Source organism: Mesorhizobium abyssinicae (assembly GCF_049887195.1).
Taxonomy (GTDB): Bacteria; Pseudomonadota; Alphaproteobacteria; order Rhizobiales; family Rhizobiaceae; genus Mesorhizobium; species Mesorhizobium abyssinicae.
In genome coordinates this window covers 26,325-51,650 of sequence record NZ_JARAKC010000021.1, presented here as the reverse complement: position 1 = coordinate 51,650, position 25,326 = coordinate 26,325, and the positions used below count along the sequence as shown (strand labels likewise).

General features: G+C 65.1%; 21 protein-coding genes and 1 pseudogene. 14 read left to right on the top strand and 8 right to left on the bottom strand.

Annotated elements, in window-relative coordinates; translation table 11 throughout:
* The first annotated feature begins 22 nt into the window (after nt 1-22).
* The 12 genes and pseudogenes from PU724_RS28090 (at nt 23) to lpxB (ending at nt 12,586) form a co-directional block, all read left to right on the top strand.
* Nucleotides 23-1,132 carry an aldo/keto reductase gene (locus PU724_RS28090; RefSeq protein WP_354421854.1) on the top strand — a complete coding sequence of 370 codons (1,110 nt, stop codon included), beginning with the start codon at nt 23-25 and terminating at the stop codon, nt 1,130-1,132.
* Nucleotides 1,133-1,289: 157 nt separating this feature from the next.
* A complete protein-coding gene (gene pyrH / locus PU724_RS28085; RefSeq protein WP_127286038.1) occupies nt 1,290-2,012 on the top strand; it encodes a UMP kinase in 723 nt (240 codons plus the stop codon).
* Between the two features lie 123 nt (nt 2,013-2,135).
* Nucleotides 2,136-2,690, top strand: a complete 555-nt coding sequence (gene frr / locus PU724_RS28080; RefSeq protein WP_127286039.1) for a ribosome recycling factor — start codon at nt 2,136-2,138, stop codon at nt 2,688-2,690.
* Between the two features lie 20 nt (nt 2,691-2,710).
* Nucleotides 2,711-3,442, top strand: a pseudogene (locus PU724_RS28075) (isoprenyl transferase); the annotation flags it as partial.
* Nucleotides 3,443-3,453: 11 nt separating this feature from the next.
* A complete protein-coding gene (locus tag PU724_RS28070) occupies nt 3,454-4,269 on the top strand; it encodes a phosphatidate cytidylyltransferase (RefSeq protein ID WP_354421852.1) in 816 nt (271 codons plus the stop codon).
* A 103-nt stretch (nt 4,270-4,372) separates the two neighbouring features.
* Nucleotides 4,373-5,515 carry an RIP metalloprotease RseP gene (rseP, locus tag PU724_RS28065; protein ID WP_127286428.1) on the top strand — a complete coding sequence of 381 codons (1,143 nt, stop codon included), beginning with the start codon at nt 4,373-4,375 and terminating at the stop codon, nt 5,513-5,515.
* A 219-nt stretch (nt 5,516-5,734) separates the two neighbouring features.
* A complete protein-coding gene (bamA, locus tag PU724_RS28060) occupies nt 5,735-8,110 on the top strand; it encodes an outer membrane protein assembly factor BamA (protein WP_127286427.1) in 2,376 nt (791 codons plus the stop codon).
* Between the two features lie 76 nt (nt 8,111-8,186).
* A complete protein-coding gene (gene lpxD, locus PU724_RS28055; protein WP_354421849.1) occupies nt 8,187-9,242 on the top strand; it encodes a UDP-3-O-(3-hydroxymyristoyl)glucosamine N-acyltransferase in 1,056 nt (351 codons plus the stop codon).
* The gene (gene fabZ / locus PU724_RS28050; RefSeq protein ID WP_127286425.1) at nt 9,235-9,693 is read left to right on the top strand and encodes a 3-hydroxyacyl-ACP dehydratase FabZ; all 459 of its coding nucleotides are present in this window, start codon (nt 9,235-9,237) and stop codon (nt 9,691-9,693) included. The genes lpxD and fabZ overlap by 8 nt, the downstream gene beginning before the upstream one ends.
* Nucleotides 9,694-9,707: 14 nt before the next feature.
* The gene (lpxA, locus tag PU724_RS28045) at nt 9,708-10,541 is read left to right on the top strand and encodes an acyl-ACP--UDP-N-acetylglucosamine O-acyltransferase (RefSeq protein ID WP_354421847.1); all 834 of its coding nucleotides are present in this window, start codon (nt 9,708-9,710) and stop codon (nt 10,539-10,541) included.
* The gene (locus PU724_RS28040) at nt 10,528-11,430 is read left to right on the top strand and encodes an LpxI family protein (RefSeq protein WP_354421845.1); all 903 of its coding nucleotides are present in this window, start codon (nt 10,528-10,530) and stop codon (nt 11,428-11,430) included. The genes lpxA and PU724_RS28040 overlap by 14 nt, the downstream gene beginning before the upstream one ends.
* Entirely contained in the window at nt 11,420-12,586 is a 1,167-nt protein-coding gene (gene lpxB, locus PU724_RS28035; protein WP_354421843.1) for a lipid-A-disaccharide synthase, read from the top strand. The genes PU724_RS28040 and lpxB overlap by 11 nt, the downstream gene beginning before the upstream one ends.
* A 45-nt stretch (nt 12,587-12,631) precedes the next feature.
* Here lpxB and gltA read toward each other — a convergent pair whose 3' ends face one another.
* Nucleotides 12,632-13,960, bottom strand: coding sequence for a citrate synthase (gene gltA / locus PU724_RS28030; RefSeq protein WP_127285805.1), 1,329 nt, complete (start codon nt 13,958-13,960; stop codon nt 12,632-12,634).
* A gap of 183 nt (nt 13,961-14,143) precedes the next feature.
* Complete coding sequence (gltX, locus tag PU724_RS28025; protein WP_354421841.1) at nt 14,144-15,568, bottom strand: glutamate--tRNA ligase; 1,425 nt, start codon at nt 15,566-15,568, stop codon at nt 14,144-14,146.
* A gap of 102 nt (nt 15,569-15,670) precedes the next feature.
* Between gltX and PU724_RS28020 the strand changes: the two genes are divergently transcribed.
* Entirely contained in the window at nt 15,671-18,130 is a 2,460-nt protein-coding gene (locus PU724_RS28020; protein WP_354421840.1) for a ComEC/Rec2 family competence protein, read from the top strand.
* On the opposite strand, the gene lexA is transcribed toward PU724_RS28020, so the two are convergent.
* From lexA to PU724_RS27990, 6 genes are all read right to left on the bottom strand, one after another.
* On the bottom strand, nt 18,124-18,858 hold the full coding sequence (gene lexA / locus PU724_RS28015; protein ID WP_126054478.1) for a transcriptional repressor LexA: 735 nt from the start codon (nt 18,856-18,858) through the stop codon (nt 18,124-18,126). The two genes, PU724_RS28020 and lexA, sit on opposite strands and share 7 nt — an antisense overlap.
* A gap of 116 nt (nt 18,859-18,974) precedes the next feature.
* Nucleotides 18,975-20,180, bottom strand: coding sequence for a molybdopterin molybdotransferase MoeA (locus tag PU724_RS28010; RefSeq protein WP_354421838.1), 1,206 nt, complete (start codon nt 20,178-20,180; stop codon nt 18,975-18,977).
* Nucleotides 20,180-20,671 carry a cyclic pyranopterin monophosphate synthase MoaC gene (moaC, locus tag PU724_RS28005; RefSeq protein ID WP_354421836.1) on the bottom strand — a complete coding sequence of 164 codons (492 nt, stop codon included), beginning with the start codon at nt 20,669-20,671 and terminating at the stop codon, nt 20,180-20,182. Before moaC ends, PU724_RS28010 begins: the two co-directional genes overlap by 1 nt.
* A gap of 2 nt (nt 20,672-20,673) precedes the next feature.
* The gene (trpC, locus tag PU724_RS28000; protein WP_354421834.1) at nt 20,674-21,486 is read right to left on the bottom strand and encodes an indole-3-glycerol phosphate synthase TrpC; all 813 of its coding nucleotides are present in this window, start codon (nt 21,484-21,486) and stop codon (nt 20,674-20,676) included.
* Between the two features lie 5 nt (nt 21,487-21,491).
* Nucleotides 21,492-22,502: an anthranilate phosphoribosyltransferase gene (trpD, locus tag PU724_RS27995; RefSeq protein ID WP_320320026.1), complete on the bottom strand. Its 1,011-nt coding sequence runs from the start codon at nt 22,500-22,502 to the stop codon at nt 21,492-21,494.
* A complete protein-coding gene (locus PU724_RS27990) occupies nt 22,499-24,391 on the bottom strand; it encodes a SurA N-terminal domain-containing protein (RefSeq protein WP_354421832.1) in 1,893 nt (630 codons plus the stop codon). Before PU724_RS27990 ends, trpD begins: the two co-directional genes overlap by 4 nt.
* 146 nt (nt 24,392-24,537) lie before the next feature.
* Here PU724_RS27990 and tpiA point away from each other — a divergent pair, with 146 nt between their 5' ends.
* A complete protein-coding gene (gene tpiA, locus PU724_RS27985; protein ID WP_127284340.1) occupies nt 24,538-25,305 on the top strand; it encodes a triose-phosphate isomerase in 768 nt (255 codons plus the stop codon).
* Nucleotides 25,306-25,326 lie beyond the last annotated feature (21 nt).

The following is a 25,326-nucleotide window of genomic DNA, read 5'->3' as shown; positions in this document are numbered from 1 at the left end:
CAATCTGGATCGGAACAACACCATGACTATGAGCTACTACACGCTCGGCAACAGCGGCCTTCGGGTAAGTCGTCTCGCACTCGGCACCATGACGTTCGGCACCGAATGGGGCTGGGGAGCCGACCGGGAAACCGCCCGCTCGATGTTCGACGCCTATGTCGAGGCAGGCGGCAATTTCTTCGATACGGCCGACCTCTACACCAATGGCACGAGCGAGACCTGGCTCGGCGAATTCGTCGCCCAGCGCGGGCTGCGCGACAAGGCAGTGATCGCCACCAAGTTCACCATGAACACCGAGCTCGGCAATCCAAACAGCGGCGGCAATGGCCGCAAGAACATCATGCGCGCGGTGGAGGCCTCGCTCAGGCGACTCGGCACGGACTACATCGACCTCTACCTGCTTCACGTCTGGGACCGGCTGACGCCGGCCGAAGAGGTCATGCGCACGCTGGACGACCTGGTGCGCGCGGGCAAGGTGCGCCATATCGGTCTGTCGGACGTGCCGGCCTGGTATGCCGGCCGCGCCCAGGCGATTGCCGAATTGCGCGGCTACGAGCCGGTTTCGGCCTTGCAGCTCGAATATTCGCTCGTCGAACGTTCGATCGAGCATGAGTTCGTCCCCTTCGGCACGCGTCACGGGGCGGGCATCATGGTCTGGAGCCCGCTGGCCAGCGGCTTGCTCAGCGGCAAGTATCGGCCGGCGCAGGCCGGAAATGCCGGCCGGCTCGATGGGTTTCGCAACACCACCCATCCGGGGTTCCAGAAATTCACCGAGCGCAACTGGAAGATCGTGGCGGAGCTCGAAAAGGTTGCCGCCGAACTCGGCCGCAGCATGCCGCAGGTGGCGCTCAACTGGGTGGCGACGCAGCCGGGCATCGCCTCGGTCATCCTCGGCGCCACGAAGCTCGGCCAGCTGCAGGACAATCTCGGCGCGCTGGATTTTTCGATTCCCGCCGATCTTCGCGGCAGGCTGGACGAGGCGAGCCGGTCCCCCGCGCCATTCCCCTATTCCTATTTCGGTTTCGAGATACAGGGCCGCGTCACTGGCGGCGCCACGACAGGCGACAAACCTGCGGGCTATGCGTCGCCGGTGCTCATCGAAGGCGAAGCCGTCAGCGTTGCCAGCGACTGATCGGCCGCAGTCCGCAAGCGGGGATTGCGCAGGGGCGCCGCGTGACATCGCGGCGCCCTTCGTGTATCGGAACTCGCATCGCGCCGCTGTTTTGGGCGCGGCGCCTGCGCGAGGGCGGCCACCCCAGGCGCATCACACGCACAATGACGAGGTTCAGATGACGGCGAAGCCCCTCTACCGACGTGTCTTGCTGAAAGCGTCGGGCGAAGCGTTGATGGGCGAGCAGCATTTCGGCATCGATGTCTCGGTCGTCGACCGCATCGCCGCCGATATCGCCGAGGCGCGCGCGATGGGCATCGAGGTTGGTGTCGTCATCGGCGGCGGCAACATCTTTCGCGGCGTGGCGGTTGCGTCCAAGGGCGGCGACCGCGTCACCGGCGACCACATGGGCATGCTTGCCACCGTCATCAACTCGCTGGCGCTGCGCACTTCGCTGAACAAGATCGGCGTCGAGGCCGTGGTGCTGTCGGCAATCGCCATGCCGGAGCTTTGCGAGAGCTTCTCCCAGCGCCAGGCCACTGCCTACATGAATCAGGGCAAGGTCGTCATCTTCGCCGGCGGCACCGGCAATCCGTTCTTCACCACCGATTCGGCCGCGGCGCTGCGCGCCGCCGAAATCGGCGCCGACGCGCTGTTCAAGGGCACCCAGGTGGATGGCGTCTACTCCGCCGATCCCAAGAAGGACCCCAACGCGACCCGCTTCGAGCGCATCAGCCATGCCGAAGTGATCAAACGCGGGCTTTCGATCATGGATACGGCAGCGATTGCACTTGCGCGCGAAAACAACATTCCGATAATCGTCTATTCGATCCACGAGAAGGGTGGTTTTGGCGAGATTCTGAGGGGCGGCGGCCGCTGCACGGTCGTTGCGGACGATTGATCCGGAGCGTGATCCGAACCGGAAGCCCGCTAATGAAAGCGACAGCCGGTTTTCGGAACGAGGCTCGAGCACGGGGCCGTTGCCCTGAACAGTGAACCCGGCAAACGGGTCGAGGAGACGATGATGAGTGGTGAGTTCGACGACCTCAAGCGGCGCATGGACGGGGCGATCGCCGCCTTCCGGCATGATCTGGCCTCGCTGCGCACCGGGCGCGCGTCCAGCAACCTGCTCGACGCGATCCAGGTCCAGGCATACGGCACCTCGATGCCGATCAACCAGGTGGCGAACGTATCCGTGCCGGAGCCGCGCATGCTTTCGGTGTCGGTCTGGGACAAGGCGATGGTCGGCGCCGTCGACCGTGCGATCCGCGAATCCAATCTCGGCTTCAACCCGATCGTCGACGGCACCAATCTCAGGATTCCGCTGCCCGAGCTCAACGAGCAGCGCCGCAAGGAACTGGTCAAGATTTCGCACGGCTATGCCGAGAATGCCCGCGTCGCTGTCCGCCATGTCCGCCGTGACGGCATGGATTTCCTCAAGAAGGCCGAAAAGGACGGCAATATCGGCGAGGACGATCACCGCAAGCGTTCCGACCAGGTGCAGAAACTGACCGACGAGATGATCAGCACCATCGACCATCTGCTTTCCGATAAGGAAGCTGAAATCATGCAGGTTTAGGGTCGGTCCTTCACCGGCCCGAAAGCGAGACCATGGCAACGCCCGCGCATGTCGCGATCATCATGGATGGAAATGGACGCTGGGCCAAGGCGCGCGGCATGCCGCGGCTTGCCGGCCATCGCGCCGGCGTCGAGGCCTTGCGCAAGACGGTGCGCGCCGCGCCTGGCCTCGGTATCTCGTTCCTGACCGTTTACGCCTTCTCGTCGGAAAACTGGTCGCGGCCCAAATCCGAGGTCAGCGACCTGATGGGCCTCTTGAAGCTGTTCATCCGCCGCGACCTTGCCGAACTGCACCAGAACGGCGTGCGGGTGCGAATCGTCGGCGACCGGTCAGGACTGCAGCCGGACATCAGGGGCCTGCTGCAGGAAGCCGAATCGCTCACCGCCGGCAACGAGTCGCTGACGCTGGTCATCGCCTTCAACTATGGCGGGCGTGACGAGATCGTGCGCGCGGCGCGCAAGCTTGCAGCCGCGGCCGTCCGCGGCGAGATCGACAGCGAGGCGATCACGGCGGAGTCCTTTGCCGGCGCGCTCGATACCGACGGCATTCCCGATCCCGAACTGGTCATCCGCACCAGCGGCGAGCTCAGGTTGTCCAACTTCCTCTTGTGGCAGGCGGCTTACAGCGAACTGGTGTTCCTGCCTTGCTACTGGCCGGACTTCAGCCGCGAGCACCTGGCCGACGCGCTGCGCGACTTCGCCAGCCGCGAGCGCCGTTTTGGCGGGCTTGCCGCCCAAGACGTCGCTTCGTGAGCGGCGGCCAGATGAGCAACCTCCAGCTGCGCGTCATCTCGGCGCTCGTGCTGGCCGCCGTCACCCTCGGGCTCACCTGGCTCGGCGGCTTGCCGTTCCGCTTTCTCTGCACCTTCATCGTCTCTACCATTTTCTATGAGTGGTCACGCATGGCGCGCCCGGCGACCGGCGGGTCCCTGGGCTTCCTGCCGGAGGCGCTGCTGCTGGCCTTCATCGGCTTCCTGATAGCCGGCGTGCCGGCATCCTGGCTGCTCTCGCTCGTCGTGGTCATAGTTGTGGTCACGGCCGCCAGCGCTCAAATGCGCGGGGCGGCGCAATGGGATGCCGCCGGGCTGGCCTATGCGTCTCTCTCCGGCCTGTCGCTGGCGATGCTGCGCGACGGCGACCATTCCGGCCTGATTGCGATCCTCTTCCTGTTCGCCGTCGTCTGGGCGACCGACATAGCGGCTTATTTCGTCGGTCGCGCCGTCGGCGGCCCCAAGCTGGCGCCGTCGATCTCGCCCGGCAAGACGCAGAGCGGAGCGCTCGGCGGCGCCATTGGCGGCGTGATCGCGGGTGTGCTTCTGGCTGCGGTGGCCGGGGTCGGCAATCTCGGCATCCTTGGCCTTGTCGCCCTGGCTTTGTCGGTCGTCTCGCAAGCCGGCGACCTTTTCGAATCCTGGGTCAAGCGTCGCCATGGGCAGAAGGACTCAGGAAACCTGATACCCGGCCATGGCGGCGTCATGGACAGGGTGGACGGGCTTGTCGCGGCGGCGTTCGCCCTGTACGTCATCGGATGGATATCGGCGGGCGCCGATCATCCGGCACAGGGGCTGTTTCCGGTTTGAACTGCATGTCGTAGGGCGAGAGACGGGCTGCGTCACGGATTCGCCTGGATTGATGTCACAGTCGCGGCACGGCCTGCGTCGCGCACGATCTTGAGGACACGACTTGAACGAGATTCTTCACGCGTTGTTCAGCACGGAAGGCTTCGTCCTCGGCACGCTGGTGCCGTTCCTGTTCGTGCTGACCGTGGTGGTCTTCGTGCACGAAATGGGTCACTACCTCATCGGCCGCTTGTGCGGCATCGGCGTCAAGGCCTTTTCGATCGGCTTCGGCCCCGAGCTCTTCGGCTTCAACGACAGCCACGGCACGCGCTGGAAGCTCTGCGCCATACCGCTTGGCGGCTATGTGAAGTTCGTCGGCGACATGAATGCCACGTCGAGCCAGCCTAGCGCCGAGGACCTGGAAACGCTGAGCGCTGCCGAGCGCGCTGTCGCCTTCCACACCCAGCCGATCTGGAAGCGCGCAGCCACGGTGGTGGCGGGGCCGCTGTTCAATTTCCTGCTGACGATCGCCGTCTTTGCCGTGCTGTTTTCCGTCTATGGCCGCCCGGTGCTGGATCCGATGGTGGCCGAGGTTGTCGCCGGCAGCCCGGCCGAGAAAGCCGGCATCCTGCCCGGTGACCGATTCGTCAAAGTCGATGGCAGCGCGGTCGAAACCTTCGCCGACGTCCAGCGCCTGGTCCAGGGTCGCGCCGGCGACGCCATCGCCTTCACCATGCTGCGTGGCGGCAAGGAGATCACGCTCACGGCGACGCCGGAGCCGATGGAGCAGCAGGACGCGCTGGGCAACAAGATCAAGGTGGCGGTGATCGGCGTCGCCAACAGCACGGAACTCGGCCAGCCGCGCGTCATCACCTACAATCCGGTCGGCGCGGTGGGAGCGGCCGTCGAAGAGACCGGTCACGTCATTCAGCGCACCGGCCAGTTCCTGCAGCGTTTCCTCGTCGGCCGCGAGGACAAATGCCAGCTGGGCGGGCCGATCAAGATCGCGAAAATGTCGGGGCAGGCGGCAAAACTCGGCTTCGAGTGGCTTGTGCAGCTTGTTGCTTTCCTGTCAGTGGGGATAGGAATTCTCAACCTGTTGCCGATTCCCCCTCTCGACGGCGGCCACCTGTTGTTCTACGGCGTGGAGGCGGTCATCCGCCGGCCGGTGTCGGAACGGATGATGGAAATGGCCTATCGGGCCGGGCTGCTTCTGGTGCTCGGCTTCATGGGGTTCGTATTCTGGAACGATCTGTTTGGATGCTGAAATCATGAAGAAATTTGGCTTCAGCAGCCGCAATGTTGAGACGCCGTTTACCATGCACAGGGGTAAGGCGTGACGCGAAAGCCACGCACCAGGGTTAAGTAATTACAAATTAACCAGAAGCCTTGCGTGTAGGGAAAATCCGGTTAATACGGTATGGGAAAATTACCGCACGTCCGGTTTTCTCGCCGTGGGGACTACGAGAAAAGGTACAAAAGCCCGATGAAGGCAGCATCCAAGTTTCTGAGCGCCGCGTCCGCGGTGGCTTTGTCCGCCGCTCTGGTTGTGCCAGGCGCGCTCGCAGTGCAGTTCGTTGCCACATCAGCTGCCGAGGCGGCCGTTGTCTCCAGAGTCGAGGTGACGGGCAATCAGCGTGTCGACGCCGACACCATCCGCAACTACATCCAGATCAAGCCCGGCAAGGCCTTCTCCAGCTCCGACATCGACGATGCGGTCAAGGCGCTGTTCGGCACCGGACTGTTCTCGGATGTGCAGATCAACCAGGTCGGCTCCTCGCTGGTCGTCAAGGTTTCCGAATACAAGGTCGTGAACCAGGTCCTGTTCCAGGGCAACAAGAAGCTCAAGGACAATGCACTGGCAGTCGCCGTGCAGCTGAAGCCGCGCGGCACCTTCTCCCAGCAGACGCTCGATTCGGACGTCGATGCGGTGAAGGCTGCGTATCGCCGCATCGGCCGCGACGACGCCGCCGTGACGACGCAGATCATGGAACTCGGCGACAACCGCGTGAACGTGGTCTTCAACATCAATGAAGGTGGCCGCACGCAAATCGCCGCGATCAATTTCGTCGGCAACAGCGCCTATTCGAGCCGCCGCCTTTCGGACGTCATCGCCACCAAGCGTTCGTCCTGGCTTTCCTTCGTGCTGCGCGACGACGTCTATGACGAGGACAAGCTGCGCGCCGACCAGGAACTGCTGCGCCGCTTCTACTACAATCACGGCTATGCCGACTTCCAGGTCGTCTCCGCGGTCGGCGAGCTCGACGACACCACCAACAAATACACGGTCACCATCACCGTCCAGGAAGGCGATCGCTACACGTTCGGCGACGTCAGTGTCGAAAGCACCATCCCCGAGGTCGACTCGAAGGCGCTGGAATCAGTGGTCGAAACCCACAAGGGTGACGTCTACAACGCCAAGGACGTCGAGGACTCCATCATCGCGCTGACCGAGAAGGTTGCCGGTTCCGGCTATGCCTTCGCCCAGGTGACGCCGCGTGGCGACCGCAATTTTGAGAACCACACGATTTCGGTTGTCTATACGATCGATCAGGGCACCAAGGCCTATATCGAGCGCATCGAAATCCGCGGCAACGACCGCACGCGTGACTACGTCATTCGCCGCGAGTTCGATGTCAGCGAAGGCGATGCCTTCAACCAGGTGCTCATCCAGCGCGCGAAGAAGCGGCTGGAAGCGCTCAATTACTTTGACAAAGTCGACATCTCGACGGTGCCGGGCTCGCAGCCCGACCAGGTCGTGCTGGTGGTGGATGTGGTCGAAAAGTCGACGGGCGAGTTCTCGGTCGGCGCTGGCTACTCGACCGGCGGCGAGACGGCGGGGCCGTCCGTCGAAGGCTCGATCACCGAGCGCAACTTCCTCGGCCGCGGCCAGTACATCAAGATCGCGGCGGGCGGCGGCAAGAACTCGCGCGACTACAGCTTCTCCTTCACCGAGCCCTACTTCCTCGGGCGCCGCATCGCGGCCGGCTTCGACGTCTTCCAGCAGACGCGCAACTACGATCACTACGACAGTGAGACGTTGGGCGCGACCGTGCGCTTCGGCCTGCCGATCACCGACAACATCTCGACGCAGCTGGCGTACAACATCGCGCAGGAGAAGTATAAGCTCGACAGTGGTTGCGATGACACGCCGCAAGATGGGATTCCGGACGCGGATTGCGATATCTCGGCGGCGATCGTTCAGGGTATTGACGAAAGTCCGTGGATCAAGTCGTCGGTCAGCCTCGGCCTGACCTACAACACCATCGATGACATGAAGAACCCGCATGAAGGCATCTATGCCAATGTGACCACGGAAGTGGCCGGCCTCGGCGGTGATGCCAAGTTCGTCAAGGTGACGGGCCGCGGCAGTGTCTACCAGACCCTTTCCGAGCAGTTGGATCTGGTCGGCCTGATCTCCGGCGGTGCCGGCCACATCGAAGGCTATGGCGACGACGGCTTGCGTATCTTCGATCACTTCCAGAGCAGCGACCGCATGATTCGCGGCTTCGCCTATGGCGGCATCGGACCTGTTGCCACGGGCACCAGTGGCGATCACCTCGGCGGCACCACCTATTTCAATGCCTCGGCGGAAGCCCAGTTCCCGCTGCCAGTTATCCCGGAAAGCTTCGGCTTGCGTGGCGCGGTCTTTGCCGATGCGGCAACGCTCTATGGCAGCAAGGTCGATACCGCCCTGGTCGATCAGTCGACGACCGACATGAAGCTGCGCGCTTCGGTTGGTGTCGGCCTGATGTGGGCTTCGCCTTTCGGCCCGATCCGCATCGACTACGCGGTGCCGGTCAAGAAGCAACCGACCGACGACGTGCAGGAATTCAACTTCGGCATAGCGACCCGTTTCTGATCCGCGGGTAACAATGCTTCCGGGCCGCGTTGCGGTCCGGAAGAGTGATCCGACCAAGCTGGATATTGCTTCTGGAATGACCGATCCGGTGTTCTTCGCGCCATCACGCCGGTATACGGCAGGCGAAGTCGCGAATCTGACCGGCGCCCAGCTTGTCGATTCCGGCCAATCCCATATTGCCATCGAAGCCCTGGCGCCGGCCAATGAAGGTGGCAAGGACGCGCTCGTCTTCGTCGACGGCAAGCGCAATTTCGCCCTCATGCCGTCGCTCAAGGCTGCGGCGGTTCTCTGTCCGGCGGACTTCGCCAGCAAGGCTCCGGCAGGCGTCGCCGTCCTTACGCATCCGCGCCCGCAGCAGGCGTTCGCGCTGGTCGGGCGCCTGCTGTTTCCGCAAGCCGCCACACCCGGGCCCATGACCGGCGAAACCGGCATCTCCCCGCACGCCCACATAGACCCTTCGGCGCATGTCGAGGCCGGCGCCGTTGTCGAAGCCGGCGCGGTCATCGGTCCGCGCGTCTCGATCGGCAGCGGCACCATCATTGCTCCGCATGCGGTCATCGGCCATTCCTGCCAGATCGGCCGCGACGGCTATGTCGGCCCGGGCGCCAGCGTCCAGTATGCGCTGATCGGCAATCGCGTCATCATCCATGGCGGTGCGCGGATTGGCCAGGACGGCTTCGGCTTTGTCGCCGGCGCCAAAGGGCCGGAGCGCGTGCCGCAGATCGGCCGTGTCGTCATCCAGGACGATGTCGAGATCGGCTCGAACACCACCGTCGATCGCGGCGCCATGTCCGATACAATCATCGGCCAGGGCACCAAGATCGACAATCTGGTGCAGATCGCCCACAATGTCCGCATCGGCCGCAATTGCATTATAGCCGGACTTTCGGGTATCTCCGGATCCGTCGTCGTCGGCGACGGCGTCACCATGGGCGGCGGCGTCGGCCTCGCCGATCATTTGACCATTGGGCCTGGGGCCAAGCTTGCAGCGAGAAGCGGATTCATGAGCAACGTCCCGGCGGGCGAGATCTGGGGAGGCTACCCGGCGCAGCCGATGGCCGAGGCCATGCGCGAGATCGCGATGCTGCGCAAGCTGGCCAGGACCCGCAAACAGGGCGATGGGAATGGCTGACATGGTGGCGACGCTCGAGGCGGTCGACATATTGGGGCTGATGAAGCTCCTGCCGCATCGCTATCCGTTCCTGATGATCGATCGCATTGTCGACATCGACGGCGACGATTCCGCCGTCGGCATCAAGAACGTGACCATCAATGAGCCGCATTTCCAGGGCCATTTCCCGGATCAGCCGGTGATGCCGGGCGTGTTGATCGTCGAGGCCATGGCGCAGACCGCCGGCGCCATCTGCATCCGCAGCCTCAACGCTGAAAAACCCTCGCTGGTCTATTTCCTGACCATCGACAATGCCAAGTTCCGCAAGCCGGTCGTCCCCGGCGACCAGTTGAAGATCCACGTCAAGAAAATCAAGAAGCGCGGCAACCTGCTCAAATTCGCCTGTGAAGCCCTGGTGGACGGCGCCAAGGCCGCCGAAGCCGAGATTTCGGCGATGATGGTCACCGGCTGACGATCGAAATGCTCATGACAGTTCAGACATTCATCCATCCTTCCGCCGTCGTCGAAGATGGCGCCGCCATCGGCAAGGGCGCCCGCATCGGGCCGTTCTGCCATGTCGGCGCCGACGCCGTGATCGGCGACCGCGTCGAGTTGGTCAGCCATGTTTCGGTGATGGGCGCGACCACCATCGGTGCCGGTACCAAGGTCTATCCGATGGCGACGCTGGGCGCGCCGCCGCAGAACACCAAGCACAAGGGTGGCCGCACGACGCTGGTGATTGGCGAGAACTGCACGATCCGCGAAGGCGTCACCATGCATCTCGGCACCGATTCCAGCCGTGGCGAGACAACGGTGGGGGACAATGGCAATTTCCTCGCCTATGCCCATATCGCCCATGACTGCGTCGTCGGCAAGAACGCCACCTTCGCCAATGGCGCGACGCTCGGCGGCCACTGCGAGATCGGCGACAACGTCTATATTGGCGGCCTCACCGCCGTTCACCAGTTCGTCCGCATCGGCAACAACGCCTTCATCGGCGGCTGTTCGGCCGTCGTCGGCGATGTCATTCCCTATGCGATCGCCGTCGGCAACCGCGCCAGCCTTCGCGGCCTTAACATCGTCGGCCTCAAGCGCTCGGGCCTGCCGCGCGCCGAGATCCACCTGTTGCGCAAGGCCTACCGGACGATCTTCGACCGCTCGCGGACCGTCGGCGAGAACATCGAGTTCGCCAAGGCGGAATTCGCCTCCTCGCCGACGGCCATGAAAATCATCGATTTCGTCGCCAGTCGCGGCAAGCGGCACTATGCCGTCCCGTCGCTCAAGGGCGGCGACGGCGACGATGCCGATGACGAAGGCTGAGGCTGCCGGAGCCAAGCTAGACCTCGCGCCGGGCTCCAGGGTCGGCATCATCGCCGGCGGCGGCAGCCTGCCGGTGGAAGTCGCGGCCAGCCTGGCAAGGCAAGGGCACCCGCCCGTCATCATCGCTGCCGAAGGCGAGGTCGACCGCAAGCAGGACCTCGCCGTCTATGAAGCCGAGCAACTCGCGCTCGAAGACTTCGGCTCGCTGGTCCCGTTGCTCAGGCGCAAGCGGATCAGCCATCTCGTGCTGGCCGGCGAGATCAGGCGCAGGCCGAAATTAAGCGCCATGCGGCCGAGCCTTGGCCTGCTGGCGGTCGTGCCGACGGTGGTGATGGGGCTGGCGCGCGGAGATGACGGCCTGCTGCGGATCCTGACGCGCTTTCTGGAAAAGCGCGGCATCAAGGTCGTCGGAGCGCATGAGATCGTGCCCGAACTGCTCGCCGGCAAGGGCCCTTTGACCCAGGCTGAGCCAAGCAAAGCCGACTGGCGTGACATCGAGGCCGCCGGGGTGGCCGCCAAGGCGATCGGCGCGCTGGATATCGGCCAGGCTGCCATCGCCATCGGCGGCCGGGCGATCGCGCTGGAAGGCATAGAGGGCACCAACGGACTGCTTGAGCGGACCAGGCAACTGCGCGACCATGGCCGGCTGGCCGGCAAGACCCGCGGCGTGCTTGTCAAATGCGCCAAGCCCGGCCAGGAATTGCGCGCCGATCTACCAACCATCGGCCCGCGGACGGTCGAGGCGGCGCAAGAGGCAGGGCTGGCAGGGATTGCCGTGGAAGCCGGCCGCTCGCTGATCCTTGAAGGTCCCGATACGATCGCGCGCGCCAATGCGCTCGGCCTTTTCATCATCGGCCTGCCCGCCGAGGAGCCGGCTCATGGCCACTAGCAAGTCGCTGAAGGTCGCCGTCGTCTGCGGCGAGGAATCGGGCGACCTGCTGGGCGCCGACATCGTCGCGGCGCTGAAGCGGACGACGGGCCGGGATGTTCAGCTTCTCGGCATCGGCGGTCGGCACTTGCAGGCGCTCGGCCTGAAATCCCTGTTCGACGGCAGCGAGATCGCGCTGATGGGGTTCAGCGCGATCCTGCGCGACCTGCCGCGCCTGATCAGGCGGATCGGCCAGACGGCAAGCATGATCGCGGCCGAAAAACCCGACTGCCTCATCACCATCGACAGCCCGGATTTCTCGTTGCGCGTGGCGAAGAAGGTGCGTGCCGCCAACCCGTCGATTCCGATCGTCCACTATGTCTGCCCGAGTGTCTGGGCATGGCGACCGGGCAGGGCGGTGGCGATGAAGCCCTATGTCGACCATATCCTGTGCATCCTGCCTTTCGAGGTGAAGGCGCTCGCCCGCCTCGGCGGTCCGCCTGGCACCTATGTCGGGCATCGCCTGGCGCGGGATCCTGGCGTGCTTGGCGCCGCCAAGGCGCAAGGCCTGCCGCGGGACCTGGCGGGGGATCGCGTCAAGACGCTGCTGGTGCTGCCGGGTTCCCGTCGTGGCGAAGTACGCCGGCTAATCGAGCCGTTCGGCAAGACGATGTCGATCCTGCGCCAGCGCGGGCATCGCCTGCGTCTGCTCTTGCCGACCGTGCCGCACGTCACCGAGCTGGTCAGGGCTTCGGTCGCCAGTTGGGACGACAAACCGGAGATCATCGTCGAGCCCGAACGCAAATGGCAGGCCTTCGGCAAGGCCGATGCCGCGCTGATCGCCTCGGGAACGGTATCGCTCGAACTGGCCCTGTCGGGCGTGCCGATGGTGTCGTGCTACAAGCTCGATCCCGTCGCGCGGCTGGTCATGCCGCATCTCATTTCCGTCTGGTCGGCGCTGCTGCCCAATCTGATCTCGGACCGGACCCTGGTTCCGGAGTTTTACGACCAGTATGTCCTGCCGGAGAACCTCGCCAGGCAACTGGAGACGCTGTTTTCCGACACCGGCATGCGCGCCTGGCAGAAGGACGGTTTCGCCGAGATCGCGCGGCGCATGGCGACGGACAGACCGTCAGGCGATATCGCCGCCGAGGTCGTTCTGCGACACATCAAATAAAAAGCGCCCTCGCGGGCGCTTTTTCACCTTTTCGCTCGGGCGCGATCAGCGCTTGGCGATCGGCACGTAGTCGCGTTCGGCGGCGCCCGTGTAGAGCTGACGCGGCCGGCCGATCTTCTGGTGCGGATCCTCGATCATCTCCTTCCACTGCGCGATCCAGCCGACGGTGCGGGCGACCGCGAACAGCACGGTGAACATGGTGGTGGGGAAGCCCAGCGCCTTCAGCGTGATGCCGGAATAGAAGTCGACGTTCGGATAGAGCTTCTTCTCGATGAAATAAGCGTCGGTGAGCGCGATCTTTTCCAGCTCCATGGCGATGTCGAGCAACGGGTCGTCCTTGATGCCGAGCTCGCCCAGCACCTCATGCGCGGTCTTCTGCATGATCTTGGCGCGCGGATCGTAGTTCTTGTAGACGCGATGGCCAAAGCCCATCAGCCGGAACGGATCGTTCTTGTCCTTGGCGCGGGCGATGAATTCCGGGATGTGGTCGACATGGCCGATCTCGCCCAGCATGTTGAGCGCCGCCTCGTTGGCGCCGCCATGCGCCGGGCCCCACAGGCAGGCGATGCCGGCGGCGATGCAGGCAAACGGATTGGCGCCCGATGAGCCGGCAAGACGCACCGTCGAGGTCGAGGCGTTCTGCTCGTGATCGGCGTGCAGGATGAAGATGCGCTCCATGGCGCGCGCCAGCACCGGATTGATCTTGTACTCCTCGCACGGCACCGCAAAGCACATGTGCAGGAAGTTGGCGGCGAAGTTCAGCTCGTTCTTCGGATAAATGAAGGGCTGGCCGATGTGGTACTTGTAGGCCATCGCCGCGATCGTCGGCATCTTGGCGATGAGGCGCATCGAGGCGACCATGCGCTGGTAGGGATCCGAAATGTCCGTCGAGTCGTGGTAGAAGGCCGACAGCGCGCCGACCACGCCGCACATGACAGCCATCGGATGCGCATCGCGGCGGAAGCCGGTGAAGAAGCGCGACATCTGCTCATGCACCATGGTGTGGCGCGTCACCCGGTAATCGAAGTCGTCCTTCTGCGCCTTGGTCGGCAATTCGCCGTAGAGCAGCAGGTAGCAGACCTCGAGGAAGTCGCCATGCTCGGCGAGCTGGTCGATCGGATAGCCGCGGTGAAGCAGGATGCCGGCGTCGCCGTCGATGAAGGTGATGGCCGACTCGCAGCTTGCCGTCGAGGTGAAGCCGGGATCGTAGGTGAAGGCGCCGGTGGTGCTGTAGAGCGCGCCGATGTCGATGACGTCGGGCCCGACCGAACCGCTTCGCACCTTGAATTCATGCGTCTTGCCGGCGAGTTCCAGCTTGGCGGTCGACTCGCGCGGGTTGGCCCCCAAGTCCAATTTTGTTGCAGCTTCGCTCATTAGAAACTCCTTCTTGTTTCCTCATGCCGGCAAGGCAAATTCCTGCAAAACGACACGTCGAAATCACCGGAATGCGCGTACTCGCCACCGCATTTTAGGAGGTGCGTGCCAGATTGGGCCAAGGCCTAATGTTGCACTGCGAAACGCGCCTTTCAATGCCAATCTTCTTGGGCCAGTTCGCTCCTAATCGATTTGATCCGCGATGCGCGCCAGGCTTTCCTCGCGGCCAAGCACGGCAAGCACGTCGAACACGCCGGGCGATGTACTCCTGCCGGTCAGCGCGGCTCTCAGCGGCTGCGCCACGGCGCCGAGCTTGTGGCCGCCGGCTTGCGCGAAGTCACGGATCGCGGCCTCGGCGGTAGCTGCCGTCCAGTCGCCAGAGACCGCCGTCAGCGTCGCATGGGCGCCACGCAGAACGGCGCGCGCTTCGCCGGAAAGCAGCGCCGCCGCCTTCTCGTCGACCGGCAACGGCCGCTCGGCAAACAGGAACCCCGCGCCGTCGACCAGTTCGACCAGCGTCTTGGCGCGCTCCTTGAGGCCGGGCAGGGCCGCGAGCAACTGCGCCTTCTTCTGGTCGTCGAGCCGGGCGGCGAGCGCCGGGCCGCCTTCGAGATAGGGTAGGGTGGCGACGAAGATGTCGAACAGCGCATGATCGTCCATCTTGCGCATATGCACGCCGTTCAGCGCCTCGAGCTTGGCGAAGTCGAAGCGGGCGGCGCCCTTGTTGACGTCGCCGATGTCGAACCAGCCGATCATGTCCTTGATCGACATGACTTCGTCATCGCCATGGCTCCAGCCGAGGCGGGCGAGATAGTTGAGCAGGGCCTCCGGCAGATAGCCCATCGAACGATAGGCCTCGACGCCGAGCGCGCCATGCCGTTTCGACAGCTTGGCGCCGTCGGCGCCATGGATCAGCGGAATGTGCGACATCGACGGCACATCCCAGCCCATGGCGTTGTAGATCACCGTCTGGCGCGCTGCGTTGGTCAGATGATCGTCGCCGCGGATGATGTGGGTGACGCCCATGTCGTGATCGTCGACGACGACGGCGTGCATGTAGGTCGGGTTGCCGTCCGAGCGCAGAATGATGAAATCGTCGAGGTCCTTGTTGGGAAAGCGCACCTCGCCCTGCACGCGGTCGTGCACGACGGTCTCGCCTTCGGTCGGCGCCTTGATGCGGATGGCACCCTTGAGGCCGGGAGGCGCCTCGGACGGGTCGCGGTCGCGCCACTGGCCGTTGTAGCGCGGCGGCAGGCCCTTGGCCCGCGCCGCCTCGCGCATCGCCTCGAGCTCCGCGGGCGTCTCGTAGCTGTAATAGGCCTTGCCCAGGCGCACGAGCTCCTCCGCGACCTCGCGATGGCGCGGCGCGCGCTCGAACTGCGACACGGCCTCGCCGTCCCATGACAGGCCGAGCCAGGTCAGTCCGTCCAGGATGGCAGCGGTCGCCGCCTCGGTGGAGCGCTCGCGATCGGTGTCCTCGATGCGCAGCAGCATGGTGCCGCCGGTGTGCTTCGCATAGAGCCAGTTGAACAGCGCCGTGCGCGCCCCGCCAATGTGCAGGTAGCCTGTCGGCGAGGGGGCAAAACGGGTGACGACCTTGTCGGACATGGCACTCTCAGGCTGGCACAGGAAGCAGACGTGGTGGCGCGGACTTTCGCGTTTTCGGCGTTCATGTAGCATAGGAGGTCTGGGGCGCAAGGGGCAGATCTGATGGCTGGACGAGGCCGGGGCGCGGAGGAGGGCGAGGGGACGACAGCTGGCGTCAGCGAGCGACTGCTGTTTGCCGACACCGTGCCTGCCGATGCCGCGCCGGTTTCACTTCCGGAGCCGCGTCCGGCCAAAGAGATTTTGCCGACCGATGACGACGGATTCCGCCCGGCCTCGCCAACGGCAACCATCACGCGGCTCCGCAAGCAGCTTGGCCGCGTGTCATGGCCGGCGTTTCACCGCAGCATCGGCAACGCTGCCACGACCGAGCTTGATCGCGGCATCGGCTTTCTGCTGGTGCCGGTATTCCTGGCGACCGGCGTGATCTTCTATTTCTCGCTGAACGCAGAGCCAGATCCCTACAGGCCGCTTGCGGCGGTGGCGCTCATGGCTGTCTGCGCGCTGGTTTCGCGCTCACGGCCAAAGACGCATCTCCTCTTCATGGCGGCGTTCTTTTGCGCCCTGGGCTTTCTCGCCGCCAAGGTCGAGACCTGGCGCGCCGCGACCCCGATGCTCGGTTCCGAGATCCAGACCCGCCTGACCGGCCGCCTCGTAAGCCTGGAGGAGATGGAGAACGGCCGCGTCAGGCTGACTATCGATGTGATCTCCACCGCCCACCCAAAACTGCGCTACGCGCCGGAGCGGGTCAGGCTTTCGGCGCGGAAAGTACCCGCCGACATGACCGCCGGCTCGCTGCTGACGGGCTATGCAAGGCTGCTGCAGCCGACCGGCCCGGTGCGGCCGGACAGCTACGACTTCTCCTTCGACAGCTATTTTTCGGGCATTGGCGCCAGCGGCTTTTTCCTCGGCAATCCAAAGACAATAGCCAGCCAAGAGGCGCCAGCGACGGCGAACCTCGCTTCCGCGATCGAGAAGGCGCGGGAGAGCATCGCCGACCATATTCGCGGCCTGGTTGGCGGCCCGGAGGGCGAGATCGCGGCGGCGCTGATCGTCGGCGTGCGCGCAGGCATTCCCGATGAGATCAACGAGGCGATGCGGCGCACCGGCATCTACCACATCATCTCCATCTCCGGCCTGCACATGGCGCTGGTTGCCGGCACCATCATGCTTCTGCTGCGCGGCGCCTTCGCGCTGTTTCCCGACTTCGCCTCGCGCCGGCCGGTCAAGAAATATGCCGCCGCCGCCGCGCTCCTCTCGATCGCCGCTTACCTCGTCTTCTCCGGCATTGTGGTCGCCGCCGAACGCAGCTTCATCATGCTGGCGGTGATGCTTGTCGCCGTACTTTTCGACCGGGCCGCGCTCACCATGCGCAATCTGGCGATCTCGGCCATCGCCGTCATTCTTGTGTCGCCGCACGAAGTGGTCGGCCCGAGTTTCCAGATGTCGTTCGCCGCCACCGCCGCCCTGGTCGGCGCCTATGCCGGCTGGTCGGACTATCGGGCCGACAGGACGACCGCGCCGGTGCCGAAGCGATCGTTCCTTCACTTTGCGTCGCGAAAGCTGGTGATGGGGATGGGCGGCCTTGCCATGACCTCAATCATCGCCGGCAGCGCTACGGCGCTTTTCGCCATCTGGCACTTCCAGCGCGTGTCGCCGCTCAGCCTGCTCGCCAACCTGGCCGTCATGCCGATCGTTTCGGTGGTCATGTTCCTGGGGGTCGCCAGCGCCCTGACGATGCCGTTCGGTCTCGACTGGCCATTCCTGTATCTGATGGGCAAGGGCCTGACCGCGATGATTGCGATTTCCGGGTGGATCTCCGAACGCTCGCCGGTCGATGCCGTCGGGCTGATCTCCATCCAGTCGGTGCTTTTCGTGACGATAGCGCTGGTCATCGCGACCATGGCCACGACCTGGCTGAGACTTGCGGCGATCCCCTTCGCTGTGGCCGGCCTGATGACGGTTTCCAATACCCGCACGCCCGATGTGCTGATCTCGGAGGATGCTCATCTGGTGGCGATGCCGATCGGCGGCGGCGAGCTTGCCGTCAACCGGGTGCGGTCGAATGAATTCACCACCGACAACTGGAAACGCGCGCTGGTGGCCGAGACCATCGTCGAGCCGGAGACCTTCGAGACAGGGGATGCACGCTTCGATATCGAACCGCTCGACCTGCCGCCGGGCTCGCCATTCTACTGCAGGGACGGGCTATGCCTTGCCCGACATCCGTCAGGCGCAATCGTGGCGCTCGCGGAAAACCGCAAGACGGCGCGGCCGGCCTGCGCCTTCGCCGACCTGATCGTCATCGACGACGCCACCGCCTACAGTCCCTGCTGGAATTCGCTGGCCCTCGTCGTCACCAAACGTCAGCTCGCCCGCTCCGGCAGCGCCGCCGTCTTCTTCGATCCGCAATCGGCGACCGCGCAAGCAACAATCCGCTACGCTGTCGAAAAGCCCTACCGGCCATGGCACGAGCAGCGCAAATACTCTCGCGAGGCGAGGGGACTGCCGCCCTACCAGAGACCCGAAAAACCGGTGGTCAAACTGGCGCCGTCCGCTCAGTAGCGCCGGATCAGGCCGACCAGCTTGCCTTGCACCTTGACCCGGTCAGGGCCGAAGATGCGGGTCTCATAGGCAGGGTTGGCGGCTTCGAGCGCGATCGATGCGCCCTTGCGGCGGAAGCGCTTCAGCGTCGCCTCTTCCTCGTCGACCAGCGCCACAACGATCTCGCCGGGGCTCGCCGTGTCGGCGTTGCGGATGATGACGGTGTCGCCGTCGAAGATGCCGGCCTCGATCATCGAGTCGCCCTTCACCTCCAGCGCATAATGCTCGCCGCCCGAGATCATGTCCGGGGGCACCGAGATCGAATGCGTCTGGTGCTGGATGGCGTCGATCGGCACGCCGGCGGCGATGCGGCCCATTACCGGGATCGACACCGCCGACACAGCGTCGTCGTCATTGCTGGGGGTCCGCGACGGCGACGCCGGTTTGATCTGCCGGCCGAGATTGCCCTGTCCGAGGCTTCCCTGGATGACGCTCGGCGAAAACTTCTTCGCGGCATTGAGGCCAGGCGCGATCGAATCGGGCAGGCGCAGCACTTCCAGCGCACGCGCCCGGTTGGGCAGCCGGCGAATGAAGCCGCGCTCCTCCAGCGCCGTGATCAGCCGGTGGATGCCCGACTTCGAAGCCAGATCAAGCGCCTCCTTCATCTCGTCGAAAGAGGGCGGAATGCCGCTTTCCTTCAGCCGTTCATGGATGAACATCAGGAGTTCATGTTGTTTGCGCGTCAGCATGGCGGCCCCCACGGGTTCTGAAACCAGAATCAGAAAAACAAACCCAGAACAAACACTATCTGTTCCAGTTGTGTTCCGCAACCGTTTAAAGTTTAATGAATGCGTTGACGTTTTGTTCAGCGTAGCATCAGCACGCGGCAGGCATCGCCCACAGCGGCCGCAGGCGCGAAGGGCTCGCGCACGACCAGGCCGTTGGCGTCGGCCAGCGTGCGCAGCATCGAGGAGTCCTGGATGCCGAAGGGCGTCGCAACCAGTGAGCCGGCTTCTTCGCGGGCGACGGCGCGCACGTAATCCTGCCTCAGATCGTTTGCCTGCATCGCGGCGCCCAGCCGCGCCCCGCGAATGTCCTGGGTGAACGCGCGGCCACCGAGCCGCGCCAGCAACGGCTTCAGGAACAGCTGCGAACAGACCAGGCTCGCTACCGGATTGCCGGGCAGGCCGATGCAGCGCGCGGGTCCCAGCCGGCCGAACATCAGCGGCTTGCCCGGGCGCATGGCGATCTTCCAGAAATCGAGCGTCATGCCCTCGCCGGTCAGCACGTCGTGAATGAGATCGTGGTCGCCGACCGAGGCGCCGCCAAGCGTCACGATGACATCGGCCTGCTGCTCGACGGCCTGCCTGACCAGCGCGGCGATCGCTTCCCTGCGGTCGGCGGCAATACCGAGATCGAGCGCGCGGGCGCCGACCGATTGCGCAGCGGCGGCGACGCCATAGGCGTTGGACGAGATGATCTGGTCGGGACCGAGTTCGCTGCCGGGTGGCAGCAGTTCGTCGCCGGTGGCGATGATGGCGACCAGCGGCCGCTTCACTACAATGAGGCGCGGGTGGTTGGCGGATGCCGCCAGCGACAGTGCCGCCGGATCGAGCAGCCGGCCCTTTTCCAGCAGCACATCGCCTTCTACGAAGTCGAGCCCGGCGCGGCGGATGTTGCGCCCTTCAGCGGTCGGCTCGGTCACTTCGATCGTGCCGCCGCCGAGGTCCTGCACATTCTCCTGGATGACGATGGTGTCGGCGCCTTGCGGCACCGGCGCGCCGGTGAAGATGCGCACGGCTTGCGCCGTGCCGACGCTGCCTTCGAAGCCGCGGCCGGCCGGCGCAATGCCGATCACCGGAAGCCGCGCCGGCACGGATGCCACATCGGCGGCGCGCGTCGCATAGCCGTCCATGGCTGAGGCGTTGAAGGGGGGCTGCGTGCGCAGCGCCACCACAGGCTCGGCCAGGACCCGGCCGGCGGCGTCGATCAGTGCGACGCTTTCGCTGGCCCGCGGCGCCGCGCCATCCAGCAGGCGCTCGAGCGCCTCGGCCACAGGAACCAGCGCCATCAGGCGCCCGCCCCGGCCGACTTGTAGTCGCCGGACTTGCCGCCGGTCTTTTCGACCAGCCTGATGCCGGAGATCACCATGGCGCGGTCGGCGGCCTTGGCCATGTCGTATATGGTGAGGCAGGCGACAGAGGCCGCCGTCAACGCTTCCATCTCGACGCCGGTCTTGCCGGTGACACGGGCAAGCGCGGTGATCTTGAGACCGGGCAGCGACTTGTCCGGTTCGATATCGACGGAAACCTTGGTCAGGAGCAGCGGATGGCAGAGCGGGATCAGTTCATGCGCGCGCTTGGCCGCCATGATGCCGGCGATGCGCGCGGTGCCCAGCACATCGCCCTTCTTGGCGTCGCCGGCAAGGATCATCTCCAGCGTTTCGGCGCGCATCGAGACAAAGCCCTCGGCGATCGCGGTGCGCACCGTTTCGGCCTTGTCGCCGACGTCGACCATGTTGGCTTCGCCCGAGGCGCCAAGATGGGTGAGGGCGGCCGCCATCGTCAGACGGCCTCGGCCGGCGCCTTGCCTGTCAGAAGCAGGCGAGTCGCCGCCGCGACATCCTGTTGCCGCATCAGGCTCTCGCCGACAAGGAAGGTGCCGATGCCGCTCTTCTCCAGCCTGCGGCAGTCCTGATGGGTGAAGATGCCGCTCTCGCTGACCAGCAGCCGGTCGGCCGGTACCATCGCCGCCAGCCGCTCCGAAACGCCGAGGCTGGTCTCGAACGTCCTGAGGTCGCGGTTGTTGATGCCGATCAGCCGCGACGAGAGCCGGAGCGCCCGCTCCATCTCGGCCTCGTCATGCACTTCGACCAGCGCATCCATGCCGAGTTCGAGCGCCGTCGCCTCGAGTTCGCGCGCCATCGCGTCGTCGACACTCGCCATGATGATCAGGATGGCGTCGGCGCCCCAGGCGCGGGCCTCGAACACCTGATAGGCGTCGAACAGGAAATCCTTGCGCAGCGCCGGCAAGGCGACGGCGGCGCGCGCGGCGGTGAGGAATTCGGGCGCGCCCTGGAAGGACGGGGCGTCGGTCAGCACGGAGAGGCAGGCGGCGCCGCCATTCGCATAGGCCTTTGCGAGCGCCGGCGGATCGAAATCGGCGCGGATCAGCCCCTTGGACGGGCTCGCCTTCTTGATCTCGGCGATCAGCCCGAAGCCGCCGGCCCTGCGCCTGGCCTCGAGCGCGGCAAGAAAACCGCGCGGCGCCTCGGCGGCTTGAGCCCGCGCCTTGATCTCGGCCAACGGCACGCGCTGCTTGGCCGCCGCGATCTCCTCGCGCTTGTAGGCTTCGATCTTGCGCAGAATGTCGGACAAGGGCTCTACTCGTTCGAAATTTCGACCAGCCGACCGAGCACCTGGAGCGCGCGGCCGCTGTCGATGGCTTGCGCCGCGCTCGCCATGCCGTCGGCGAGCGTCGTCGCCTTGCCGGCCACCACCAGGCCGGCGCCCGCATTCATCAGCACGGTGTCGCGGTAGGCGCCCGCAGCACCTGCCAGCATGTCGCGCAGCGCCTTGGCGTTGTAGGCCGCGTCGCCGCCGCGCAACTCGTCCTTGGTGTGGCGCTGCAGGCCGACCGCTTCGGGGGTGAGCGCGAAGGTGCGGATCTCGCCGCCGGCAAGTTCCGCCACCTGCGTCTCGCCGGTGGTGGTGATCTCGTCATAGCCGTCGCCGTGAACGATCCAGGCGTGCTCGGCGCCCAGCGCCTTCAACGCCTCGGCAACCGGCATGATCCATTCCGGCAGGAATACGCCGACCATCTGCCTGCTGACGCCGGCCGGATTGGACAGCGGTCCGAGCAGGTTGAAGATGGTGCGCGTGCCAAGCTCGCCCCGGATCGGGCCGACGTGCTTCATCGCCGGATGGTGCGCCGGCGCGAACATGAAGCCGACGCCGGCTTCATGGATGCAACGGCCGATCGTCTCCGGTCCGATGTCGATCTTGACGCCGAGCGCGGTGAGCACATCGGCAGCGCCGGTCAATGAGGACAGGCCGCGATTGCCGTGCTTGGCCACCGGCACGCCGCTCGCTGCAATGACGAATGCCGATCCCGTCGAGATGTTGACGCTGTGCGAATTGTCGCCGCCGGTGCCGACGATATCGATGGCGCCGTGCGGAGCCTCGACGCGCAGCATCTTGGCGCGCATGGTGGCGACGGCGCCGGAAATCTCGCTCACCGACTCGCCGCGCACGCGCAGCGCCATCAGGAAGCCGCCGATCTGACCGGGCGTTGCGTCGCCCGACATGATGATGTCGAAGGCCTCGCGCGCCTCCTCAAACGAAAGAGGAGTGCCGGCGGCGACCTTGGCGATATGGGTCTTCAGCGCGCTCATCGGGCCTGCGCCTGGGAAACCGCGGCCGGGTCGATGCGGACGTCGTATTGCGTCTGCAACTGCGCCACCAACTGGTCGAGCAGGTCGTCCGACATGCCGGCGGTGAAGGATTTCTGCGCGTCGTCGGGCACGGAGCTGCCATCGGCGCCGGCCGGCTCGAACACTTCGGCCACCTTGTAGAGGATCTGGCCGTCGCCGGTGGGCGAGGGGATCAGCCCGGTGCCGCCTTCGCCGACGCCGAACATTTCGGCGGCGCCTTCCTTGCCGAAATCGGCGTCATCGGCTTCGCGCTTCAGGCCGCGCTTGGTCTGCTTCTCCAGCTTCAATTCGCCGGCGATCACGTCGAGCGTGGTGCCTGCCTTGAGACGCTTTTCCAGTTCCTGCGCCTTGGCGTCGAGCCGCTTTTCCGTTTCAGCCGCTGTCCAGTCGGCCACCACCTTCTGGCGAACCTCGTCCAGCGTGCGGTCGCGCGCCGGCGTGATCGATCCGACTTCGTAGAAGACGAAGCCATTGTCGGCGGTGGTCAGGCCCTCATTCTCGGTGCCGGGCTCTGCGGCGAACACCGCCTTGATCAGGTCCGCCGATTCCGGCAGGTCCTTGACGATGGTCTCGTCGGGACGCTGGCCGGTGCGGTCGATCGCGTCGATGGTGACGACCTTGAGCTTCAGCTTGGCGGCGGCGTCGGCGAGCGAACTGCCCGAAGCGCGCGTGTCCTCGTAACTGTCGTGCACGTCGAGCAGGATGCGGCTTGCCTCGCCGAGCGCCAGGTCCTTGCGGATCTGGTCGGAGACTTCGGCCAGCGACTTCACCACCTCCGGCTTGATCTCGGTAACGCGCAGGAGCACCGGGCCGAAAGCACCCTGGACGACGGGGCTGACCTCATTGGCGGCGAGCTTGAAGGCCGCTTCGGCCACCGCCTTGTCGGCGATCTTGTCCTTGGCAAGCGTGCCGAGCAGCGTGTCTGCCTGGGTCTTGCCTTCGGCGGTGACGAGCTTGTCGAAGGTCGCGCCGGCCTTCAGCGAATCGAACGCGGCCTTGGCCGCATCCGGCGTCTTGAACACCAGCTGCTCGATGGTGCGCATCTCCGGCGTCGTGTAGCGCCCCTTGTTCTTGTTGTAGTCGTCGCTGATCTGCTGATCGGTCACCGCGGTCGGATCCATGATGTCCTGCGGCTCGAGCCTGACATAGGAGAACTTGCGGTATTCGGGCGCGGCGTAGGTCTTCTTGTTGGCATCGAAATAGGTCTGGAGCGCGCTGTCTGCCGGCGTCTCGATCGGTTCGACCAGCGTCTTCGGCAACGTGAGATAGTCGATGGTGCGATCCTCGCCGCGATAAAGCGCGACCGCCTTGAGGAAGGTTTGCGGCGCCTTGAGGCCATCCGAAACCGCCTCGACGATCTGCTGGCGCACCGCCACCTGGGAGCGGTTCTTCAGATAGTCTTCGGGCCGCATGCCGACCTGACGCAGCAGATATTCGAACGTCCTGCGGTCGAACTGGCCGCTCGGGCCCTTGAAGGCCGGGTCCTCGCGCGTCAGCTCGGCAAGCCGGTCCTTGGAGAGGCCGAGGCCGAGCTTGCGGGCCTGCTCGTCGAGCACGGCGCCCGAGACGAGCTGCGCCAGCACCTGGTTGTCGATGCCGAGCGCCTTCGCCTGCTCGTGCGTGATGCGCTGGCCGAACTGCTGCGACATGACGCTGATCTGGCGGTCGTAGGCGAGACGGTACTCATTGATCGAAACGGTCGTGCCGCCGGCGGTGATCACGGAATGATGGCCGCCCAAAGTTCCTGACAGACGCCCCGAAATACCCCACACGGCAAAGCTGATCACCAGCAAGGACAGCAACGCCTTCGCGACCCAGGTGCCCGCCGCGTTTCTCAAGATACCAAGCATGCCTACTTCCGATTTTTGCGCATTTTGCGTGCGCCCGAGTCTGAAACAAGCGCAATAGCGCCCTTCCGGCCTACTGTCGATTGCTTTGTGGCCTGATTTTGATAGTGAGGGCGGAAGCCGAATATCGCCTGGAGAAAGCAAAGCTCATGACGCCTGGAATCCGCCCGCTTGTCGCCGGCAACTGGAAAATGAACGGCACCAGCGCCTCGCTCAATGAGCTGAGGATGATCGGCAACGGCTTCATGAGCGGGCTCGACGCCGAGACCGAGGCGCTGGTCTGCGTGCCCGCGACCCTGCTGTCGCACGCGGCCGAAATCCTGTCGCGCACCCCGGTCCGAGCCGGCGGCGAGGATTGCCATCCCAAGGAGAGCGGCGCCTATACCGGGCGCATTTCAGCCGAGATGCTGAAGGACGCCGGCGCCAGTCACGTCATAGTCGGCCATTCCGAATGCCGCGCCGACCTCAGCGAGGACGACGCCACCATTCACGCCAAGGCGTCCGCGGCGTGGCGGGCCGGGCTGGTTGCCATCATCTGCATCGGCGAGACAAGGGCTGAACGCGAGGCGGGCACGACGCTCGACGTGCTGTCGCGCCAGATCGCCGGGTCGGTGCCGACCAGCGCCACGGCGGCCAACACGGTCATTGCCTACGAACCTGTCTGGGCGATCGGCACCGGCCTGACGCCGACCGCTGACGATGTCGCCGATGCGCATGCGCATATCCGCGCCAAGCTGACGGAGCTGCTCGGCGGCGCTGCGGCGAAGATGCGTATCCTCTATGGCGGCTCGGTCAAGCCGTCCAACGCTGTCGAGCTGCTCGGCGTGGCCAATGTCGACGGCGCGCTGGTAGGCGGCGCCAGCCTGAAGGCGGCGGATTTTCTGGGCATCGCCGAGGCCTATCTGAATATCTCCTAGCCGCGGGGCCGACAGGCCGGC

Coding starts and splice junctions, on each gene's coding strand:
- PU724_RS28090 (WP_354421854.1), top strand. CDS start 23: ATGACTATGAGCTACTACACGCTCGGCAACAGCGGCCTTCGGGTAAGT.
- pyrH (WP_127286038.1), top strand. CDS start 1,290: ATGACGGCGAAGCCCCTCTACCGACGTGTCTTGCTGAAAGCGTCGGGC.
- frr (WP_127286039.1), top strand. CDS start 2,136: ATGAGTGGTGAGTTCGACGACCTCAAGCGGCGCATGGACGGGGCGATC.
- PU724_RS28070 (WP_354421852.1), top strand. CDS start 3,454: ATGAGCAACCTCCAGCTGCGCGTCATCTCGGCGCTCGTGCTGGCCGCC.
- bamA (WP_127286427.1), top strand. CDS start 5,735: ATGAAGGCAGCATCCAAGTTTCTGAGCGCCGCGTCCGCGGTGGCTTTG.
- lpxD (WP_354421849.1), top strand. CDS start 8,187: ATGACCGATCCGGTGTTCTTCGCGCCATCACGCCGGTATACGGCAGGC.
- fabZ (WP_127286425.1), top strand. CDS start 9,235: ATGGCTGACATGGTGGCGACGCTCGAGGCGGTCGACATATTGGGGCTG.
- lpxA (WP_354421847.1), top strand. CDS start 9,708: ATGACAGTTCAGACATTCATCCATCCTTCCGCCGTCGTCGAAGATGGC.
- PU724_RS28040 (WP_354421845.1), top strand. CDS start 10,528: ATGACGAAGGCTGAGGCTGCCGGAGCCAAGCTAGACCTCGCGCCGGGC.
- lpxB (WP_354421843.1), top strand. CDS start 11,420: ATGGCCACTAGCAAGTCGCTGAAGGTCGCCGTCGTCTGCGGCGAGGAA.
- gltA (WP_127285805.1), bottom strand. CDS start 13,960: ATGAGCGAAGCTGCAACAAAATTGGACTTGGGGGCCAACCCGCGCGAG.
- gltX (WP_354421841.1), bottom strand. CDS start 15,568: ATGTCCGACAAGGTCGTCACCCGTTTTGCCCCCTCGCCGACAGGCTAC.
- PU724_RS28020 (WP_354421840.1), top strand. CDS start 15,671: ATGGCTGGACGAGGCCGGGGCGCGGAGGAGGGCGAGGGGACGACAGCT.
- lexA (WP_126054478.1), bottom strand. CDS start 18,858: ATGCTGACGCGCAAACAACATGAACTCCTGATGTTCATCCATGAACGG.
- PU724_RS28010 (WP_354421838.1), bottom strand. CDS start 20,180: ATGGCGCTGGTTCCTGTGGCCGAGGCGCTCGAGCGCCTGCTGGATGGC.
- moaC (WP_354421836.1), bottom strand. CDS start 20,671: ATGGCGGCCGCCCTCACCCATCTTGGCGCCTCGGGCGAAGCCAACATG.
- trpD (WP_320320026.1), bottom strand. CDS start 22,502: ATGAGCGCGCTGAAGACCCATATCGCCAAGGTCGCCGCCGGCACTCCT.
- PU724_RS27990 (WP_354421832.1), bottom strand. CDS start 24,391: ATGCTTGGTATCTTGAGAAACGCGGCGGGCACCTGGGTCGCGAAGGCG.
- tpiA (WP_127284340.1), top strand. CDS start 24,538: ATGACGCCTGGAATCCGCCCGCTTGTCGCCGGCAACTGGAAAATGAAC.